Origin of the sequence: Streptomyces sp. NPDC127084 (assembly GCF_042724175.1) — a bacterium.
Classification (GTDB): domain Bacteria; phylum Actinomycetota; class Actinomycetes; order Streptomycetales; family Streptomycetaceae; genus Streptomyces.
The window spans coordinates 5,270-24,684 of record NZ_JBHXFA010000119.1; the positions used below are offsets into that span (position 1 = coordinate 5,270).

The 19,415-nt window shown below is 69.0% G+C and carries 20 protein-coding genes and 1 pseudogene; 4 read left to right on the top strand and 17 right to left on the bottom strand.

Annotated elements, in window-relative coordinates; all coding sequences use genetic code 11:
- Positions 1-153: 153 nt before the first annotated feature.
- On the bottom strand, positions 154-699 hold the full coding sequence (locus tag ACFWI9_RS24530) for a GNAT family N-acetyltransferase (protein ID WP_387165197.1): 546 nt from the start codon (positions 697-699) through the stop codon (positions 154-156).
- A 112-nt stretch (positions 700-811) separates the two neighbouring features.
- Between ACFWI9_RS24530 and ACFWI9_RS24535 the strand changes: the two are divergent.
- Positions 812-1,647 (top strand): annotated as a pseudogene (locus ACFWI9_RS24535) (DUF1206 domain-containing protein).
- Between the two features lie 11 nt (positions 1,648-1,658).
- Here the strand turns inward: ACFWI9_RS24535 and ACFWI9_RS24540 are convergent.
- From ACFWI9_RS24540 to ACFWI9_RS24555, 4 genes are all read right to left on the bottom strand, one after another.
- Positions 1,659-2,504, bottom strand: coding sequence for a dienelactone hydrolase family protein (locus ACFWI9_RS24540; RefSeq protein WP_387165199.1), 846 nt, complete (start codon positions 2,502-2,504; stop codon positions 1,659-1,661).
- Positions 2,505-2,579: 75 nt separating this feature from the next.
- A complete protein-coding gene (locus ACFWI9_RS24545) occupies positions 2,580-2,840 on the bottom strand; it encodes a hypothetical protein (protein ID WP_387165201.1) in 261 nt (86 codons plus the stop codon).
- Complete coding sequence (locus tag ACFWI9_RS24550; RefSeq protein ID WP_387165202.1) at positions 2,837-3,472, bottom strand: AAA family ATPase; 636 nt, start codon at positions 3,470-3,472, stop codon at positions 2,837-2,839. The genes ACFWI9_RS24545 and ACFWI9_RS24550 overlap by 4 nt, the downstream gene beginning before the upstream one ends.
- A 99-nt stretch (positions 3,473-3,571) precedes the next feature.
- Positions 3,572-4,582 carry a hypothetical protein gene (locus ACFWI9_RS24555; RefSeq protein ID WP_387165203.1) on the bottom strand — a complete coding sequence of 337 codons (1,011 nt, stop codon included), beginning with the start codon at positions 4,580-4,582 and terminating at the stop codon, positions 3,572-3,574.
- Between the two features lie 213 nt (positions 4,583-4,795).
- Here ACFWI9_RS24555 and ACFWI9_RS24560 point away from each other — a divergent pair, with 213 nt between their 5' ends.
- Positions 4,796-5,662, top strand: coding sequence for a DUF4190 domain-containing protein (locus tag ACFWI9_RS24560; RefSeq protein ID WP_387165204.1), 867 nt, complete (start codon positions 4,796-4,798; stop codon positions 5,660-5,662).
- A 25-nt stretch (positions 5,663-5,687) separates the two neighbouring features.
- Here the strand turns inward: ACFWI9_RS24560 and ACFWI9_RS24565 are convergent, their stop codons facing one another.
- The 12 genes from ACFWI9_RS24565 to ACFWI9_RS24620 form a co-directional block, all read right to left on the bottom strand.
- Complete coding sequence (locus tag ACFWI9_RS24565) at positions 5,688-6,200, bottom strand: GNAT family N-acetyltransferase (protein ID WP_387165205.1); 513 nt, start codon at positions 6,198-6,200, stop codon at positions 5,688-5,690.
- A gap of 64 nt (positions 6,201-6,264) precedes the next feature.
- A complete protein-coding gene (locus tag ACFWI9_RS24570; protein WP_387165206.1) occupies positions 6,265-6,921 on the bottom strand; it encodes a DUF2238 domain-containing protein in 657 nt (218 codons plus the stop codon).
- Positions 6,922-7,112: 191 nt separating this feature from the next.
- Entirely contained in the window at positions 7,113-7,562 is a 450-nt protein-coding gene (locus tag ACFWI9_RS24575; RefSeq protein ID WP_387165207.1) for a PPOX class F420-dependent oxidoreductase, read from the bottom strand.
- A gap of 168 nt (positions 7,563-7,730) precedes the next feature.
- Positions 7,731-9,629: a molecular chaperone HtpG gene (htpG, locus tag ACFWI9_RS24580; protein WP_387165208.1), complete on the bottom strand. Its 1,899-nt coding sequence runs from the start codon at positions 9,627-9,629 to the stop codon at positions 7,731-7,733.
- Between the two features lie 85 nt (positions 9,630-9,714).
- On the bottom strand, positions 9,715-10,665 hold the full coding sequence (locus ACFWI9_RS24585) for a GNAT family N-acetyltransferase (protein WP_387165209.1): 951 nt from the start codon (positions 10,663-10,665) through the stop codon (positions 9,715-9,717).
- A gap of 133 nt (positions 10,666-10,798) precedes the next feature.
- Entirely contained in the window at positions 10,799-11,473 is a 675-nt protein-coding gene (locus ACFWI9_RS24590) for an HAD family hydrolase (protein ID WP_387165210.1), read from the bottom strand.
- A gap of 107 nt (positions 11,474-11,580) precedes the next feature.
- Positions 11,581-12,546 carry an LLM class F420-dependent oxidoreductase gene (locus ACFWI9_RS24595; RefSeq protein ID WP_387165211.1) on the bottom strand — a complete coding sequence of 322 codons (966 nt, stop codon included), beginning with the start codon at positions 12,544-12,546 and terminating at the stop codon, positions 11,581-11,583.
- A gap of 115 nt (positions 12,547-12,661) precedes the next feature.
- On the bottom strand, positions 12,662-13,030 hold the full coding sequence (locus ACFWI9_RS24600; protein WP_387165212.1) for a low affinity iron permease family protein: 369 nt from the start codon (positions 13,028-13,030) through the stop codon (positions 12,662-12,664).
- 661 nt (positions 13,031-13,691) lie between these two features.
- Positions 13,692-14,003: a hypothetical protein gene (locus tag ACFWI9_RS24605; RefSeq protein ID WP_387165213.1), complete on the bottom strand. Its 312-nt coding sequence runs from the start codon at positions 14,001-14,003 to the stop codon at positions 13,692-13,694.
- A gap of 159 nt (positions 14,004-14,162) precedes the next feature.
- Positions 14,163-14,489, bottom strand: coding sequence for a plasmid stabilization protein (locus ACFWI9_RS24610; RefSeq protein WP_387165214.1), 327 nt, complete (start codon positions 14,487-14,489; stop codon positions 14,163-14,165).
- A gap of 172 nt (positions 14,490-14,661) precedes the next feature.
- Complete coding sequence (locus ACFWI9_RS24615) at positions 14,662-16,392, bottom strand: SpoIIE family protein phosphatase (RefSeq protein WP_387165217.1); 1,731 nt, start codon at positions 16,390-16,392, stop codon at positions 14,662-14,664.
- A 222-nt stretch (positions 16,393-16,614) separates the two neighbouring features.
- On the bottom strand, positions 16,615-17,751 hold the full coding sequence (locus tag ACFWI9_RS24620; protein ID WP_387165215.1) for a glutamate--cysteine ligase: 1,137 nt from the start codon (positions 17,749-17,751) through the stop codon (positions 16,615-16,617).
- A 102-nt stretch (positions 17,752-17,853) separates the two neighbouring features.
- On the opposite strand from ACFWI9_RS24620, the gene ACFWI9_RS24625 reads away from it, so the two are divergent.
- Together ACFWI9_RS24625 and ACFWI9_RS24630 are read left to right on the top strand one after the other, a co-directional pair.
- Positions 17,854-19,029 carry a PP2C family protein-serine/threonine phosphatase gene (locus tag ACFWI9_RS24625; protein WP_387165218.1) on the top strand — a complete coding sequence of 392 codons (1,176 nt, stop codon included), beginning with the start codon at positions 17,854-17,856 and terminating at the stop codon, positions 19,027-19,029.
- A gap of 110 nt (positions 19,030-19,139) precedes the next feature.
- A complete protein-coding gene (locus tag ACFWI9_RS24630; protein WP_387165216.1) occupies positions 19,140-19,376 on the top strand; it encodes a CsbD family protein in 237 nt (78 codons plus the stop codon).
- The last annotated feature ends 39 nt before the right edge of the window (positions 19,377-19,415 follow it).

A 19,415-nucleotide genomic window follows, 5' to 3' on the forward strand; every position in this document is an offset into this window, starting at 1 on the left:
TTTAGCTCACCCTGTTGTAACTTTTTTGTGGGGGCGTGGCGTCGGTGGGGGGGCTCCGGGTGGGGGGGGTGCGGGGTTTGGGGTGGAGTGGCCGGGGGAGCCGTTTGGGGACCCCGGGCTACGGTCACCCGGCCCAGCTGGCGCTCGGCCTGCTCACGACCGCCCGCCCAGCAGCGAGTAGACGAACATGTCCCGGCGTGCGCCACCCACCTGCTGCCACTTCCGGAGCAGCCCTTCACACTGGAACCCCATGCGCTCGGCGGTGCGTACGGAGGCTGTGTTCCACGGCTCCACATACAGCTCGAGACGGGGAATGCGCAGGTCGCGCAAGGCCCATTCGGCCACCGCGCCGACAGCGGCCACGGCGGCTCCCTGGCCGCGGGCCGACTTGACGACCCAGTAGCCCAATGTGGCGCGACCCTCTGCCAGGTCCTTCAGCCACAGCCCCACCTGGCCGACCGGTCGGCTGTCAGCGTCGACGATGACGAACGGATACCCCGCACTCGTGGTCGCCCGGCCCCACTGCCGTTCGATGAACGCGACGCCTTCCTGCTCGGAACAGGGATACGGCACCGTCGTGATCAGCGGGATGTACTCGTCGTGCGACGCCTCACGGACAAGCGGCAGGTCCGAGAGGCGCCACGGTCGAAGCGTGAACGCACCAGCGGCGAGCTCGGGGACGTCGAGAGTCTGATCCATCCGCTCATCCTGCCCGGGTTCCGGACCGGCTCGCGCCTGGAGGCCGGAGCGTCGCGGCACCCGCTGCCGGCCGAGCACGTTCGCCCACGGATTTCATGGGCAAGCGGGATGCATGAACGCACGCGCATTGACTCTTCAGAGCCGGTCCATGGCACGTCGGGCAGCCCGCAGTTCGGTCGTGGAGACCGGAGCACGCTGGGGTCTGGCCGCACGGGGTGTCATCTACCTTCTCATCGGCGTGCTCGCGCTACAGGTGGCCACAGGCTCCGGATCCGGCGAGGAGGCAGACCGCTCCGGTGCGCTGGAGGCGTTGTCGGACCGGCCGTTCGGCGTCGCCGTGTTGTGGGCGCTCGGGATCGGGCTCATCGGCATGGTGCTCTGGCGGTTGTCGGAGGCGTTGTTCGGTGCTGCCGGACCGGATGGGGGGAAAGCCCGTAAGCGGGCCCTGTCGGCGGTACGTTGCGTCTTCTACGCGACCGTCGCCTACTCGGTGCTCTCCTTCACCATGGGCGAGCGCGGCGCTGGTTCGGGTGATCGTCAGTCGCGGGACGTGACGGCACGGGCACTGGAACTGCCGGGCGGCCAGTGGATCGTGGGCGCCGCAGGCGCCGGTATCGCTGGTGCGGGCCTGTGGATCGGTGTACGCGCTGCTCTGCGCAAGTACCACAAGCACCTCAGGACGGGCGGGATGGGCCGCCGCACACGGCGTATTGTCGACTTCTGCGGAATCACTGGTGGTGTGGCACGTGGGCTGGTATTCGCGGTGGCGGGCGGGTTCGCCGTGCGGGCGGCGGTCAGGTACGACCCCAGTGAGGCCAAGGGCCTGGACGACACCTGCGTACGTTCGCTGCCACGGCTGCCGGTCCGTGGCTGATGGCGGCCACAGCGGCCGGCCTCGTGCTGTTCGGTGTGTTCTCGTTCTGCATGGCCCGCTGGCGCAGGGTCTGACGGCTGCCGGGTCATACCTTCGCGGTGGGTTCCTTGTCCTGCTCGAACAGCCGGGTACGCAGCAGGTCGAGTACCTGGTCCAGTGCCGTTCGGGTCGGCTGCCCGGGCTCGTCGACAAGGTGCTCCGTCAGGACGGAGTGCGGCGGCAGCACGGCTTCGGGGTTCGCTGACGCGTCGTCGAGTTCGACGGCGGTGAATGCCGCGCCGAGTTCCCGGCGCAGGAACGCGAACCGGTCGCCCGGCACGAGGCGGTCGCCGTGGAACCGCAGGCCCAGCACTTGGAGCCCGTCGCGTTCGCATCGCCCGCGGACGGCGGCGAGGTCGTCCGCGGAGATGTCGATACCGCCGGCTCTGCCCCGGGTGATGGCGACCGGCAGGGAGGGCTGGGACAGGACCGGGGCGAGCAGGCGGTCGTCCACTGCCATGGCCAGGGCGAAGCCACCGGTGAGACACATGCCGATGGCCCCGACCCCCGGCCCACCGCACCGGTCGTGCTCGTGTGCCGCCAGTGCGCGCAGCCAGTCGACCACACGTGAGCTCCTGCCCGTGGCGAGCAGGGTGAACTCACGGCTCACGCACACCTTCCACAGCGTCGAGGCGGTGTAGAGACCGGCCTTGAGCCGCCCGTGAGCGCTGGGGTGCGGATCACGTCCGGGGTGCCCGAACAGTACGGGGAGTACGGCGGTGCAGCCGAGCGCGGCCACCCGTTCGGCGAACTCGGCGACCTTGGGGGTGATTCCGGGTATCTCCGCCATCACGATCACGGCAGGTCCGGTGCCGCGCCGCAGGATCCGACGGGTGACCCCCTCATGGGTGAAGGTGCCGGGGGCGAAGCCGCTGAGGTCGTGGTCTGCCATGGGTACACCTTGGCCCATGCCGGGTCGCTGTGCGCCCCTGGTGTCAATTCTCTTCGCCCACACTTCCCGTGGCCGTCAGGTACGGCGGTCACCGCTGGGAACGAGGGGCAGCCTGGCAGTGGCGTCCGAGACCACGCGGAGGACCGTGGTGCCCGCGAGTACCAGCAGGGAGAGGGGCGGACCGGCCCAGCGCATCAGGCCCTCCCTCAGGTCCGGATCCACTTCGATCGTCACGCTGACGTACCGGCTGTGCAGCGTGGTGGCCTTCGGGGACCGGGCTGTGCTGTCCCCGCCGCGCTCCAGCGCCGCGCGATACCTGTCCTTGCGTTCCGTCATGCCGCTTCCTGACGCTTGATCAGTTCCTCGGCGAGCTCCATGTAGGCTGAGCCCTTTGCCCGGACGGGACTACCGAAGGACTGGGAATACAGGTCGAGCCGTGCGATCTGGGTGTCGAACACCGTGAACCCCCACTCGGTGAGTGCCTCGCGAGCATCCGCATCCGGCCCGGTGCGGGTGGCGTCAGGGCGATTGGTGCGATTCAGCAGGACCACGGCCCTGGCCGGCTCGGGGCGCAGCGACTGCACCTCGTCCATCTCGGCACGGATCGGTGCCATGCGGTCCAGTTCGATGGGAGCCGGCGTCACCGGGATGATCCACTCGCTCGCGTACCTCATGACGCTGCGGGTGATACGTGCGTGGTCCTCCATCTGCGGCGCGTCGAGCACCACAGCCTGTCTGTTGCCCAGGAAGTCGTTCACCCGGCGGTGGACGTCGCCGACGGGCAGGGCGATGACGGGGAAGGGGAAGCCGTCCGCGAGCTCGCTCCAGCGCAGCGCGGAGGAGGCAGGATCGCTGTCGACCAGCAGCGGAGAGCGGCCCGACTCATGCAGGGCGTGTGCCAGCCAGACGGCACTGGTCGTCTTGCCGACTCCGGGCTTGAGGTTCACGAATGCACAGCTCAGCGGCACGGAAGCACGCTAACCGGCCTGACAGCCGATCAGGGGCCGACGCGAGCGCGAAGTCGTACCGTTCACTCGCAAGCAGTCAGTCGAGGGCCGTCGCGCCGTCTACTTGGAGCCGGTCTGCCGGGGCGGCGGCATCAGCAGCGGGTAGTCCTCGGTCGGGTGCGGGTGGGCGGCAAGCCAGTCGGTGAACGAGCTGCGGAAGCCGTCGTCGTTGTGGCGCGCGTAGTCGTAGAAGGTCCGGAGGAACGCGGCGCGCGCGGGGTCGGCCGCGAGATCCGTTCCGGCGCCGCCCAGGAGGTGCTGGCGCCGCAGGATGTCGGCGAGCGGAACCTGCCTGGCGTTCTTGATCATGTCGTACATCGCCATGAAGGTGGTGGTGCGGCCGTGTCCTTCCCTGCAGTGCATGTGCAGCCAGCCGTCCGCGGGCAGGGTACGGGCCAGGGCGACGAAGACGTCCGCGGTCCGCGGTGTGGGCATATGGCGGTCGGGTACCGGGAGGTAGCGGTAGGCGAAGCCGTACGGAGTGACGGTCTCCTGTTCGGTCCTCACCGTTCGGGGTCCCTCGACCGGGGGCAGAGTGGCGGCGGCCGACTTCTTCGGCAGGTAGGCGAACGGGATGACGGGCCAGGCGCGCAGCTCCTCCAAACGGGTGGTCTGCAACCGGAGCAGCTGCTCGCGCGACATCCCGATATTGGCGTCGTCGTCCTTTCCATACCAGCTGACCACCGCGCCATCGACGTAGAGATGGGTCTCCTGGCGCAGGTCCACGTCGAACAGCCGGCCGCCCGGCACGTGGGGGAGATCTCGCCGTACCGCCTGCCAGCCGTCCTGCGACGGGGAGGCGCTGCCGGACATCCGCAGTTCCCTGAGGCCGATGAGGCTGGGCCGGGGGCCTGGTTCCCGGGACAGCGGGCTCATGGCTGTGCGGAAGTGACGGGGCAGGCCGGGCGTGTCGAGGAAGTCGATGATGAGCTCGCCGCCGCCATCGGCGGGACTCGGGACGGCCGGGGGGCCGCCGCCGACCGACTGCGTACCGGCGCAGCCGGTGCCTGACACGGCGAGCAGACACAGGACAGCGCCGGCGAGACGCCTCGCGGCTCGAGAGTCCACCACACGCGCTCCTCCGTCGTGGGCAGGTGACGCCACCAGCCGTGCCTGCCAACCCCCACTGTCACGGAATGGGCGCATGCCGCGCACGCCCACCCGGTCAAGCGGGTGACCCGCCGGCTCATCCGCACCCCGCAATTAATGGTCAGAAAGTACGAATAGCGCCTGCTAGTGTCATTGACTCGTCAAAATCGAAAACAATCGCCCGAAGGACCGAGTGTGACCACTCCCCCTCCGACCGCCGACCAGAACCTCGCGGGACAGCCGTCGACCCGTCATGATCCGTGGGGTACGCCGCCCGTATCGGCGGGCGGGCCGTGGCCGTCGTACCCGGCGCTGCCGCCGCAGCCTCGCAACGCGATGGGCATATCGGCTCTGGTGCTCGGCACGGTGGGCGCGGTCCTCGGCATGGTCGTCGTCCTGTTCTGGATGGCCTGGCTGCCGGCTCTGCTGGCCGTGGTCTTCGGCTTCATCGGGCTCCGGCAAGCGCGGAAGGGACTCGCGACCAACAGGGGTATGGCCCTGGCGGGTGTCATCCTGGGTGCGGTCGGTCTGCTGTTCTCGGTCGGCGGCGGGATCTTCGCCGTGGTGACGGTGAAGAAGGCCGCCGACAGCGCTCGCGCCAAGGCCGAGGCGTCCGAGGCCGCAGCCGAGAAGGCCGCGGAAGAGGAGGAAGAGAAGGAGCGGGCCAGACATCTGTCGTTCGGTGGTTCCTACACGTTCGAGAACGGGCTGAAGGTCACCGTCGCCAAGCCGGAGCCGTTCATCCCGCACGAGATCGTGTTCGGTCATGCGAAGGGGAACAAAGCCGTTCAGGTGACGGTGACGGTCGTGAACACGGGCAAGCAGCGGGTCTCGGTCGAGACCGGGTTGCCGAACGTCAATGACGCCGACGGGGCGTCCGCGGAGTTGGTGATCGACGGCAGCGGACGTCAGAAGGTGATCACCGGATATGTCCTGCCGGGCGGGCAGGCCGTCGGCAAGTACGCGTTCTCGCTTCCGCCGGACGCGGCCGACAAGATCGAGGTGGAGTTCAGCCCTGACTCGGCGCAGTGGGAATACGCCTACTGGTCAGGCCCCAACTGATCCGGCGCTGCGGAGAGGCGGAGATTCAGCGCACCAGTTCAGCGGCCAGCAGGTCCATCAGGAGCCCGTCGTGCCATGTGCCGTCGGCTCGGCGCTCGTACTGCCTCATGATCCCGACCGGCTGGAATCCGACCTTGGTGTAGCAGCGGATCGCGACGGTGTTGTCGGCGGCCGGGTCGATCACCAGCCGGTGGTAGCCGAGAGCGTCGATCAGATGGCGGGCCAGCGTCCGCACGGCGTCCGTGCCCAGCCCCCTGCCGTGAGCAGAGGGATCGAGGAACAGGTCGATCCCGGCATGCCGGTAGTCCGGTTCGTCCTCGGCGTGCCACTGGATCATGCCGATGGTGCGATCTCGGTGTTCGATGACCAGGCACCGGGTCTCCGGGTCTTCGAGGTCCTCCGCCACGTCGGCCTGGAGGTCGGTCCCGCCGCTCCATCGCGCCCGCACCTCGGGCGTGGCGCGGATGGCGGCCAGTGCGGGGACGTCTTCGCTTACGGCGGGGCGGAGGACGACGGAGGCACCACGGAGCACGGTCATGCCAAGGAACCCTACGGGCTCTGTCCGATAGCCGGCTCATGGCCCTGAGCGGCTGCCGGCTCCGTCAGCCGGGCAGGCGTGTCAGCTGCCGGTCATGCAGCTTGCGGAGCAGAAGCAGCGCGAGAACCGCACCGATCAGCGCGCAGAACATGTCCCACTGGGTGTCCCATACGTCGCCCTGGGTGGCCAGGAAGTCGTCCGCCGCGTGTCCGCCGATGACGGCCGACGCCCACTCGAACATCTCGAAGACCGCGCTGAAGGCCAGACATGCGCAGACGGTGAGCGGTGCCAGCCAGCGGCTGCCGCGCAGAGGCGCGGTGCGGGTCAGCAACTCCCTTACCAGGATGCAGGGTACGAAGCCCTGCATCAGGTGCCCGAACCTGTCGTACGGATTCCGGTCGAGCCCCAGGCCGCTCTGCACCCACTCGCCGAGCGGCACCCGGGCGTAGGTGTAGTGCCCGCCCAGCACCAGCACGAGAGCGTGTGCCGTGAGCAGCAGGCACAGCAGCCCGGTCAGCGGGAAGCGCCGCCAAGCCAGAACGACCAGCGGCAACCCGACCAGCACCCACACCACTTCCAGCAGCCAGGTCATCCGGTCGTACGGCGCCCAGGCGGAGAGGGCCAGCCCGGCGACCACCACCAGGACGCAGACACGCGGAAGGAGCCGCGACCGCGCAGGTGCGCCGGTGGTACGGACGGGGGTGGTCTCGATCAGGGACATGGCAGCGCTCCTTCTCCTCGGCCGCTTCATCATGCCGACGGAGATCCACGGCGGCCTGAGTACGCCTACTCAGATGCTCCGGGCACGGCACGGGTGGCTCGGCGGCCGATGCGGAGATCCTCGCCCACCGTCGCCGCTCGATTCGCCACGGCGACGCCCCGGGCCGTGTCCAGGAGCCGACAGAGCGGGGGCTAGCCGGCGATGGCGTGGCGGGCGATCACCCGGTCCACCCGTGCTCGCACCAGGTACTCCCCCGGGACCGAGTTGCGCTCGCCGTACTCGCGTCCCCGCGCTTCGCCCATGTAGCGGGCGCCGATCCGCGCTGCCCAGAGGGCCAGGTCACCCGGGTCGTCGGTGAGCCGTGCCGTGCATTCGAGCATGACGTACGAGAAAGGGGGTTCCTGGTCGTCGACACAGAGCGAGAAACGCGGATCGCGGCGCAGGGACTTGTACTTGAGGGACTCGTGCCAGGTCGTGAAGACGAGGGTGGGCGGCTCTCCGCCGCCGGTTGGCGACGTGTCGAGCAGGAACCAGACAGGTGTCACATGGGGCCTGCCGTCGGCCCGGTTCGTCGCCAGCTTGCCGGTCCTCGTGCCTTCCAGGACGAAGGAACGCCACTCGGGTTCGCTCATCTCCCGCATGGGCACCATTCCTCGCACGTCGCCAAGGCAGTCGTTCGGCGCGAACGATACTCCTGGGACACCGGCGGCAACGGAAGGCGCGTCGTCGACGCTGCGTTGGTCGGAATCGGCGGCCCGCCCGCGGTGTACGGGGGGGCAGGCCGCCTACGGGATGTCCGGCTACGGAGGCTACAGAGCGCGTTCCAGACGGTCCGCCATCAGCTTGACGAAACGGGCCGGCTCCTTGGGCTGACCGCCCTCGGCGAGGGTCGCCAGACCGAGGAGTACCTCGGCGGTCTCGGCGAGTCCGGTGCGGTCCTCGCGCTCCATGTAGGCCTGGTTGAGACCCTTGACGAGCTGATGGTCCGGGTTGAGTTCCAGAATCCGCTTGGCCCTGGGGATCTCCTGGCCCATGGCGCGGTACATGTTCTCCAGTGCCGGGGTCAGGTCGTGCGCGTCGGAGACGACACAGGCCGGGGAGACCGTGAGCCGCGAGGACAGGCGCACCTCCTTGACGTCCTCGTCCAGCTCCTCGCTCAACCAGGAGAGCAGCCCGGCGTACTTCTCGGTCTGCTTCTCCCGCTCGGCGTCGGGGGTGTCGTCGTCCTTCGCGTCGAGGTCGATCCGGCCCTTGGCGACGGACCGCAGCTGCTTGCCCTCGTACGCGCCGACGGCGTCAGCCCAAACCTCGTCGACGGGGTCGGTGAGCAGCAGCACCTCGATTCCCCGGTCCCGGAACGCCTCCATGTGCGGGGAGTTCTCGATGGTCTGGCGGGACTCACCGGTCAGGTAGTAGATGTCCTCCTGCCCGTCCTTCATCCGCTCCACGTACTGCTTGAGCGTGGTCGGCTCCGTGTCGTGGTGGGTGCTCGCGAAGGACGCGAAGGCGAGGATGGCCTCCCGGTTCTCGGGGTCGGTGACGAGTCCCTCCTTCAGGACGGTGCCGAACTCCCGCCAGAGCGTGGCGTAGCGGTCCTGGTCCTTGGCCATCATCTCCTTGACCGTGGACAGGACCTTCTTCGTCAGCCTTCGGCGCATCATCTCGATATGGCGGTCCTGCTGGAGGATCTCGCGGGAGACGTTGAGCGAGAGGTCCGCGGCGTCGACAACGCCCTTGACGAAGCGGAGGTACGGCGGAAGCAGTGCCTCGCAGTCGTCCATGATGAAAACGCGCTTGACGTAGAGCTGCACGCCGCGCTTGGAGTCCCGGGTGAACAGGTCGTGGGGGGCGTGCTCGGGGAGGAACAGCAGGGCCTGGTACTCGAAGGTGCCCTCCGCCTGGAGGCGGATCGTCTCCAGCGGGTCACGCCAGTCGTGGCCGATGTGCTTGTACAGCTCGTGGTACTCCTCGTCGGTCACCTCGTCGCGCGAGCGCGCCCACAGTGCCTTCATGGAGTTGAGCGTCTCGGGTTCGGGCGCCTCGTCACCGGAGCCGGCTTCAGGCAGCATGCGGATGGGCCAGGTGATGAAGTCCGAGTACCGTTTGATGATCTCCCGGACTTTCCACGGGGAGCAGTAGTCGTGGAGCTGGTTCTCCACGTCGGCGGGCTTGAGGTGGAGCGTGACCGCGGTGCCCTGCGGGGCGTCGTCAACGGTGTCCAGCGTGTAGGTTCCCTCGCCGCGCGAGGTCCAGCGGGTGCCCTGGGCCTCGCCGGCGCGCCGGGTTACCAGGGTGACTTCGTCCGCCACCATGAAGCCGGCGTAGAAGCCGACGCCGAACTGGCCGATGAGCCCTTCCTTCCCGGCCGCGTCCTTGGCCTCCTTGAGCTCCTGGAGGAACTTCGCGGTGCCCGAGTTGGCGATCGTGCCGATGAGCCGCCCGACCTCTTCGTACGACATGCCGATGCCGTTGTCCCGCACCGTGAGCGTGCGGGCGTCCTGGTCGATGGCGATGTCGATGTGCAGATCGGACACGTCGGCGTCGAGTGAGTCGTCCCACAGCTTCTCGAGCCGCAGTTTGTCCAGTGCGTCGGAGGCGTTGGAGACGAGCTCCCGCAGGAAGACATCCTTGTTCGAGTAGACCGAGTGGATCATCAGCTGGAGCAGCTGACGGGCTTCCACCTGGAACTCAAACGTCTCAGTCGACATGTTCGCGTATACCTCGCAGATCCGATGATGGGAACGGGCGGCGTCCACTCTAAATCACCCTGTTCGGAACGGGTCTGAGTCGAGGTCAGCCCCTCCGCGCCGGAAGGACTGCTTCCCATGTGTCGACGGCGTGGTGCGCGCGCATGCCGTGTGCCTCGTAGAGACTCAGCGCCCTGCTCGCGTTGAGGGTGTCGACGCCGAGGCCGATACTGTCGCGGCCCAGCCGTGCGTACGTGCCGAACGCGTGACGCAGCAGGTAGCCGCCGAGCCCCCTGCCGCGTGCTTCCTCGCGGACGCCGAGGTTGCGGACCCATCCCATGGCGGCGCGATCGTTGCGTGAGAGGAGCACCGCGGCGTCACCGACGCCGTCGACCGAGGCGATCCATACCAGCGACCAGTCCAGACGGGTGCCGTCGATGTCTTCGAGCCACTGCTCGTAGCCGCGGCGTTGATGGTCGAAGTGCGCTGCGAAGGTTTCCTCGACCAGTGCGTGGACGCGCCGGCGGTCGGCCTCGGCGGTGCAGTCCCGCAGGGTCACACCGGCGGGAGGCTGCGGAACGGGGTCGGCCTGGGCCGAAAGGGGGCGCTCCATCACGTGGTAGCGCCGCACCCGCTCCCAGCCGCGGGCTTCGAGTCTGGCGGTGTCCAGTGTCGGGTGCTGGTTGAGGTGCAGGTGCACGACGGCCTGTGGGGCTCCGTTGGCGTCAGCGCGCTCCCGCGCCCATTCTTCCGCCAGTGCCAGCAGCCGCTCCCCCGCGGCCTGGTGTTCGGGCAGCACGTAGTGGTCGGTGTCGATGCGGTCGGCGCCCGAGTCGTCCCACGCGAGGGCGTAGGCGACCAGTGCGCCGTCCTCGAAGGCGAGCCAGCTGTCGTGCTCGAGGTCCACTTCGGTATGGCTGAGGTCGGCTTCGACGGTGTGCAGGTCGGTTTCCGGCCTACCCGTCTCGATGGTGTCGATGGCGTTCAGGAGGTCGCAGATCAGTGGCGCGTCGTCCAGGGTGGCGGCGCGCACGGTGACTATGGGAGCGGCATGCATCAGGCCACTGTCGGTGGCGGCGCAGCGACGCCGCAAACCGTTTATGCCACCCCGGGCCGCACGTGGGTCGCGGCGCCTGGCTCACCCTCGGCCCGTTGCGTACCAGCGCACCGGGGTCCCTGTCCGGACCGCCTCACGCGCGGCGCTCGTACTCCGCGAACACACTGCGATCCAGGTGTGAGAGAAGGTCTGCCGGGTCCCGGTAGACGGCGACCGCTCCGGCCGCTTCGAGATCGGCGCGCGGGATTGCGCCCGACAGCAGGGCTACGGCCTGGACACCGGCCCCACCGGCTGCCTTCATGTCCCACACGGTGTCACCGACGAAGACCGCCTCCGCGGCGACCACTCCGACGGTGTCGAGTGCCTGGCGAACCGGATCAGGTGCGGGCTTGCCGGCTTCGACGTCATCGGCCGAGGCCACGCCGGTGATGACGTCGTCCGCGTCGATGGCCCGCCGCAGGGCCTTGAGCTCCGCTCCTCCGGCCGAGGTGACCAGTGCCATGCGCCAGCCGCGGCCCGCGAGCGTGTGCAGCAGGTCCCGGGCTCCGTCGAGAGCGGGGAGCCGGTCGAACCATGTGCCGTACAGCGTGGCATGGGCGGCCGCGAGAGCCTCGTCCTCGTCCCCGTTTCGGTCGTCGCCCAGCAGATGGGCGATGAGATCGGTCGCGCTGAGTCCGATCGCTCGGTGGATCTCGCGCATGGCCACATGGTGTCCCGCTTGACGGAACGCCTCCCACCAGGCGACGACATGCAGATGATTGGTGTCGGTGAGAGTGCCGTCGACGTCGAACAGAACCGCGCGTGGCATGGGTGCCGCCTTTCGGACGGGGGAAGGGGAATCCACGGGGCTACGGATCGGGAGCCGGCGCGGGGCAGCCGGCGAGCGGTCGCGGGCGGCGGCACGGACCGGCGCGCTCAGAGCTCCCGCAACGCCGGCAGCAGTCGCTTCTCCGCCCATTCGATGAAGGGCCGTTGCCGGTCGCCTCCCACTTGTACGAGTGCGATCTCGGTGAATCCCGCGTCTGCATACGGCCGGACAGCGTCGACAAAGGCACCGAGGTCGTCGCCGCACGGGATCTTCCCGGCGACATCCTCGGGAGTGACGTACTGGCTGGCGCCCTCGAATCCTGCCGGCCCGGGCAGCTCGGCATTGACGGGCCAGCCGCCGAAGGCCCAACGGAACTGGTCGTGGGCACGCCTCACGGCGGCGTCCCGGTCGCTGTCGTAGCAGACCGGTAGCTGGCCGATCCGCGGCTTGCCCGTGCCTCCGTGCCGGTCAAAGGCATCCAGGAGTCCGGCGTTCGGCTCGGTGGCGATGACCAGGTCGGCGAGTCGGCCGGCGAGTGAGCAGGAGAGTTCCCCGGATACCGCGATCCCGATCGGTGGGGCCTCGTCCGGGAGATCCCACAGTTTCGCGTTCACCACATCGAAATGGGCGCCCTGGTGGTTCACCTCCACACCGGCGAACAGACCGCGGATGATCTCGACCGCTTCCGCCAGCTTTTCGAGGCGGTGCCGCGCGGACGGCCAGCCGCCGCCCACCACATGCTCGTTGAGATTCTCGCCCGATCCGAGTCCGAGACGGAATCGGCCTTCGGAGAGCAACTGCATGGTGGCTGCCTTCTGGGCCACGACGGCCGGGTGGTAGCGCGTCGTCGGGCAGGTCACGAACGTCATGAGCGGAATGCGTGTGGTCGCCTGGGCCGCGGCTCCGAGCACACTCCACGCGTAGGGCGAGTGGCCCTGCGACGCGAGCCACGGAAAGTAGTGGTCGGAGGTCACGGAGAAGTCGAACCCTGCCCGCTCCGCCGCGACGACATCGTCCACGAGAGCCCTCGGCCCAGCCTGTTCCGTCATCATCGTGTATCCGAATCGCACCATGCTTCACGGTTTGCCGGAGCCTTCGCATCCAAAACAACACGGACGCCAGGTTCACCTCGTGCGTTCCGGTTGCGACCGGGTTGCCACCCGGTTCAGAAGAGCCACCAGCGGGAGGTCATGTCTCCTCCTCCAGCCGGATGGCTTTCCTCAGTTCCTCATGTGCCTGTCCCGGCTCGCCTTCGCCCGCTTCGAGCATGGCGGCGGCAATCGCGTCCAGCTTTCGCTGGATGGCACGCTCAGCCCGCAGCTCGGCGTTCTTGAGCAGAGCCAGCAACAGCAGAGTCACCGATGTCATACAGGTCCCGGCGAACACCTGCCACTCCAAGGCGAGCCCGGCGACATGCACGGCCGCGGCCCCGGCAACCAGCGCGAGACACAGCCCGAAGAACACAGGTGAGCTGGTGAAACGGGAGGCCTCCTCCGCAAGCTGCTCGAACTTGCCGCGCTCGTCGCCCCCGCGATCCGCGGGATGCCGCACCGCCATCGTCCACTCCGGCTTCTCTCATCGCTCCACCACAGCGCGGGAACCATCCAGCGAACCAGGGCAACGACGCGCCCTGGTCTGGTGGGCACCTCAGCCTAGTCAGCCGGGGTGTCTCACGGACGTCACATCCGCGCACGCCGGAACGGTGACGCTGGTTCGCCCACGGAGTGGCAGTGGCAAGAGGTGGCTTTCAGACCGATAGGAATCCGATTGCCAGTGTCAGCGGCGAAAGGGCCGTTCTCGTGGGGATCAGGTGTGCCGATGACGACGCCGTCGCAGCCACCCGTCGTCGCAACCGCCGGCGACGGCCCACCCGGGCCGCCGCAGCGCTTCGTATCGCGACTCTGCTGCTTGCCGTGGGGGCCGTGAGCGCGTGCGGAGGCTCAAGCGCCCGGAGTGATGGCGCCTCCAGGCAAGCCGTCGCGTTCGAGCAGGCGACGCATGACGGGGACTAGGCGTCGGCATGTGCCCTGCTGGCGCCCGAGACGAGAAGCGAGGTGGAGGACTCCGGGCAGAAGCCGTGTACGGCGGGGCTCGCCGATGAGCGGCTTCCGGCGGGGGGCGCGGTGCGGGGTGTGGAGGTGTACGGGCACCAGGCCATGGTCAGCCTGGAGCGGGCACATGGCGACCGGTGTCGAGGGCTGACGTCGTATCCCGCGTCTCATCCACGCGAGCCACGCATCGGTTCGGAATCACGCCTGGGCCATGAGGGCCCATGTCCGAAGTGCCTGGAGACCAGGAGCACCGCTGTCACCCATACGGCCACCGCGAGGCATCCGATGGCCGAAGACCGTGAGACGGCTGCCACCAGGCAGAGCAGACCGGACACTGCCGCGTAGACCGCGATCGCCGCCGGGCGTGCGTATGCCTTCTCAGGCTCCGGAGCCCGGACCTGAACGGCCGGAGCCGCGCATAGCGCGGCTTCGAGCTGGTCAAGCAGTGCGACCTCACGCGCCGACAGCTCACTGGACATCCCGCCCCTCCCGGCCGAATCCACTTACCCCGATCCGCGCGCTCACTGACGGACAGCTTCGCGCTACGGTGCGTGTGCCCCGCTTCGGAGCGTCTACGCCTCCGAGTCGCCGCGCCGCCCCCCGGACGTCGGACTCGGCCTCATGCGCCTGACGCCGAGTCAGTGTCCCAAGGCCCGCCGCAGCTCGTCCTTGTTCATCGAGGAACGGCCGTCGATGTTCTTCTTCTTCGCCTCTTCGTAGAGCTGGTCCCTGGTGGGGCCCTGCGCACCGCGGTGGGAGCGCTCGCCACCTCGCTGGGAGGCCGACTTGGGGTCCCTGGTGGACGTCCTGCTCGGCTCCTTCGCTTCGCCTGCGCGTGCGCGTTCCTTGTTCACCGTGCGGGCGGCGATCTCCTTGGCACGGCTCTCTGAGACACCGCGCTTCTCGGCGCTGTCCTTGATGTGCTCGTACTGGCGTTCCCTCTTGGGGCTCGATCCCGCGGGCATGGCACGACTCCTCTGCTCCGGTCGGTCCTCAGCCGGACGATGCTCCTGCCGGGGCCCGTCTCGCTCGGTTCTGACGTCCGTGCGCTCGCGCGGCGCACCACGTGCGTACGTCTACCCCCGCGGTCGGGACACAATCTGCGCTACCCGCTGCTCGCTACCCGCACCGAGGCGCTCAGCCGGCACGGCCTGGATCCGGCGTCCGAAGGGCGAGGAAGGCGACATCGTCGTCGTTGTCGTCCGGGCGTGCCTGGGCGAGCAAGGAGTCGCTGAAGGAGCTCAGCGGACGCCGCGCCAGAGACGCGGCGTGTCTTCGGAGTCTCTCCATGCCGACGTCGAGGGTGTGACGCCGGGACTCGATCAGGCCGTCGGTGTAGAGGACGAGGGTGGCCCCCGGGGGCAGAGTGACTTCGGCGTCCGTGCGGACGCTCGGGGTGCCCGTGCCGAGCAGCATGCCGTGCCCGCCCTTCAGGAACCGCGACTGGCCGTCGTAGTTGACCAGGAGCGGCGGCGGATGGCCGGCATTGGTCCAGTGCAGCCTCCAGCAGCCGTCACCGGCCGTCGTGAGCCGGGCCAGAACCATGGTGGCCATCGGCTCCTGAGCGATGTGCATGACGGCTTGGTCGAGGTGTGTGACGGCGACGGAAGGCGATTCCGGGTGCGTCCAGACAAAGGCGCGCAGCATGTTGCGGATCTGGGCCATACCACCGGCGGCATCGAGGTCGTGGCCCGCGACGTCGCCGACCGCGAGTGCGGTCGCACCCCCCGGGAGCGAGAAGGCGTCGTACCAGTCGCCGCCGACTTGGGAGGCGTGCGGAGCGGGCACGTATCGGGCTGTGATCTGCAGACCCGGCACCGTGGGCATCTGCGGCAGCAGATGCCGCTGCATCGTCTCGGCGATGGTGCGCTGCCGCTCGTACAGGCGTGCGTTGTCCAGGGCGAGGCCCGCCCGTCTGGTGAGGTCCTCCAGCAGCGTCAGGTCGGAGACGGTGAAGGGATCCGGCCGGTGCGAGCGCCCCAGGGTCAGTGCGCCGAGTACCTCACGCAGTCCGCGGATCGGGGCGATAGCGGCCGAGTGCATACCCGTCTCCGTGAAGAGCCGTTGCTGCTCGACTGCGATCCCGGAGTCCGGAAGCCCGTGGTAGGTGGACGGGCTCGCCAGGGTGGAGGCAGCGCCGCGCAGTGCCCGTGACAGGGGCATCGGGGACTCCTGCGGGACGGGGGGCATGGGGCCCTGGAGATCCACCCGCTCGATCAGGACGCCGTCCGCATGCTGCACGACCAGCGCTCGCCTGACCTCGTCCACTTCGTTGATCAGGTCGACGACCGCCCAGTCCGCGAGCCGGGGGACGGTCAGGGCCGCCAGTCGGTGCAGTGCCTCGTCCACGTCGAGCGTGGAGGTGAGCTGGGTGGTGGTCTCCGCGAGGAGGGCGAGTCGGTCGAGTTCCGTGAGCGTCGTGGGGGCCTCGGCATCGTCGCGGTGGGCTGCCGGCTCTTCGTGCGGTGGGTAGAACAGCACCAGGGCGCCGAGGTTTCCGGCAGCGAGCTCGTAAGGGGTGATGAGCCAGGCCAGGGCGAGCAGGGTGTCGTCACCGCGGGTGAACCAGTCCGATTCGCAGTGATCGGTGCGATGGGTGAGAAGAGCCATCCGCAGTCCGCACCGGGTGCGGGGCAGCGGGTGGCCGTGACTGTCGCGGTGCAGCAGATCGTGCGCGTCCTGGCCGACGAGCTCGCTCGCTGTCATCTGGAACAGCTTCTCGGCTCTCCCGTTCACGGCGACGGTGATTCCCTTGTCGTCCACCGCGAAGGCGGCCGCCGAGATGCCTTCGAATATCTCGGCGGGCAGGGCCTGGGCCCCTGCCCGGAACTCCTCCAGCGGGGCTCCCCCGCCGTCCGGCGCAGCGATATCCACTTCCCCCTCCTCGTTCCGTTTCTTCCCTCTGGTCTACCACCGCATCACCGACACATGCGGATCCCGGCCCCCCGGTGGATACGGGTTCGAAGCGAGGATGTCAGAAAGGGCCTGAAGACGCCCGCCTCCTTGACAAGCGTGATCAGCACCGCTCGGCGTTCCTCCGCCGTCATCCCCGGGTACCTGCGGCAAGGGCTCGGCCGACGGGGCGCGTCCTCACATCGCGGCGGTGGTCAAGCGAGCCGTGGCGTCCACGACATCCCGGAGTCGCCCGGTGCGGTGGTAGCAGGCGCGCTGGCGGTCCGCTCCGGTGCCGAGGCGGAAGTGGCGGGCCAGGAGGCTGAGCACCATGGGGAGGTCGCCGGCCGCTGCGAGGCCGGGCACCGCACGGTCGAGGAGTCTCTCAACGAGCCAGTGGGCGGGTACCAGCTGACCGGTCAACGGGTCGGGCAGGAACCCGGCCACGCCCGCGCGGGCCGCGCACCGGTGGGCGGCCCGCAGCCGGGAGTCCGGCACGCTGGGCGCAGGGCGGCTGTCGCGCAGATCCGTCAGCAGCGCCGCGCACAGGCCGCGGGCGAGCGCGGCGACGAGGACGGTGCTGTGCAGATCGGCGTTGACGTCGGCGACCCGGATCTCCAGGGTGGGGACATGCTCGGAGGGCCTCGCGTACCAGTAGAGCGAGCGGCGGTCCAGCACGACCCCCGTCGAGATCAGGTCATCCAGGGCCGCCTCGTATCCGGCCCGATCGAGCAGCGGCGGGGGCCCGGCGGACGGCCAGCGTCCGAACTCGACCGTCCGGCGGCTCGCGAAGCCGCTGTCGTGTCCGCCGCCGAACGGGGAGTTCGCGGAGAGCGCCTGGAGGGCGGGCAGCCAGGGCCGCAGATGCCCGGAAAGGGCCAGCGCCTCGGTTTTGTCGTACGTGCCGATGTGCACATGGCACCCGCATGTGGGGCCTTCCACACCGTCCACGACCGCCCGGCAGTGGGCCGCCATGCGCAGATACCTGTCCTTCTGCGTGACTGGGATGGGGCGGTCGGGAGGGATGATGGGCGTCGCCGACCCCAGGAGCAGGCAGTCCTCCTCACGTGCGGCCGCGGCGAGGTGGGACCGCAGTTCGACCAGCTGGTGGCTGAGGTCGGTAAGGGACACGGTCGGACGGGTGCAGGTCTCCACGACGCAGCTGTAGAACTCGCTCTGCACCAGATCCCCGAGCAGTGGAGCCGCACCGGCGAGCACTTCAGACGCTCGGGGCACCGGCTGCCTGGTGTGGCGGTCGACGAGCAGGAACTCCTCTTCGACGCCGACGGTGCGTACGAGTGGCTCTGCCCATGAATTCAGTTCAGACTGCTCCACACGGGTCATATCGTACGTCTACCCCGTGCCTCACCAGGGAATCTATAGCGGCGGGTGTCGCTGTTGACTCTGTTGTAGTTGACTGTTGTACCGGAGGCTGGTGTGGTTGATGACCGGGTCGGGCTCGCGGAGATCCTCGCCGCGGCCGAGGACGCCGCGCCGGTGGAGTCCCTGGACGTGGTAGCGCGCAATCTGCGGGACCGGTTCGGAGCTCGGTCCGTCTCGTTCCTGTTCGTCGACGCCATCGGCCGGCAGTTGGTCCGGGTGGGCGAGGACCTCGAATCGCAGACCGGCCGGCGGGCCCAGCAGATCCCGCTCGCCGGGAGCCTCTACGAGGAGGTGCTGCGCGAGCAGCGACTCGTGCCGGCACCGAGCGGAGGGCTGGGCCAGCGCGTGATCGCGCCCGTCACCAATCGCGGCGACACCATCGGCGTGCTGGAGCTGACGCTGCCGCACGCGTCGGAGGAGGTTCTGGAGCAGGTCGCGGAGACCGCTCACGCACTGGCCTACGTCATCGTCACGGACCGCCGCTTCACCGATCTCTACCACTGGGGCCGACGCACCACGCCGATGAGCCTGGCGGCCGAGATCCAGCGCCAGCTACTGCCCTCGGCCCCGTGCTGTGAGGCGCCCCAGTTCGCCTTCGCGGCAGCCCTCGTACCCGCCGACGCCATCGCGGGCGACACCTACGACTACACACTCGACCATGACACTCTGCATGTGTCCGTCACCGACGCGATGGGCCACGACATCAATTCCGCTCTGCTGGCGACTTTGCTGGTCAACGCCTCGCGCGGGGCCCGCCGAGCCGGTTGTGATCTCGCCGAGCAGGCCCGCCAGACCCACCAGGCCGTGCTCGACCACGGGCGGGGAGCGCTCGCCACAGGGCAGATGCTGCGCATTCCGCTTGACGGCGCTGGGGCGCGGCTGGTGAACGCCGGTCACCCGTGGCCGCTGCGTCTGCGTGATGGCGTGGTCCGGCAGGTGCCCCTCGATGCCCACCTGCCGTTCGGTGTGCCGTCACCCGCCCCGTATCAGGTGCAGCACCTCGACCTGCGGCCCGGCGACCGGCTCGTGCTCCACACGGACGGCATGCAGGAACGGCTGGCGGAATCCGTGGACCTGGCCGCAATCATCCGGCGGACCGCCACGGAGCATCCCCGCGAGGTGGTACGCGCCTTGACAGAGGCGGTCTCGGAGGCCTGCCACGGCCACCTGGAGGACGACGCGGCAGCCCTGTGCCTGGACTGGCACGGACCCCGCCCACGAGGCGACTGAAGCCGTGGACGCGTCTGAAGGCGGACTGTCGCAGCCCTGTCGAGCAACTGACCACCATGTTTGGCATGGGGCGTCCGAGGTAGCCGACACGTAGCCGGAAGAATCGCCGAATGCTCAAGGAGCTGATTCACGTGGCCGCCCAGGGAAAGAAGATCCGCGGCAAGGCCCAGGAAACCGTCGGCAAAGCCAAGCAGAAGGCCGGCGAGGCGATGGGCAACGAAGAACTGCGCGCGAAGGGCACCGCCGACCGCCTGACGGGCAAGACCAAGCAGGCGGCCGCCGAAACGGAGAAGACCGCACGCGGCACGGCTGAGGAAGTGAAGGGCAAGGTCCGCAAGAACATGTAACCGCTCTGGCCCCGGGGCCACTGCGGGGAGGTCCCTCAC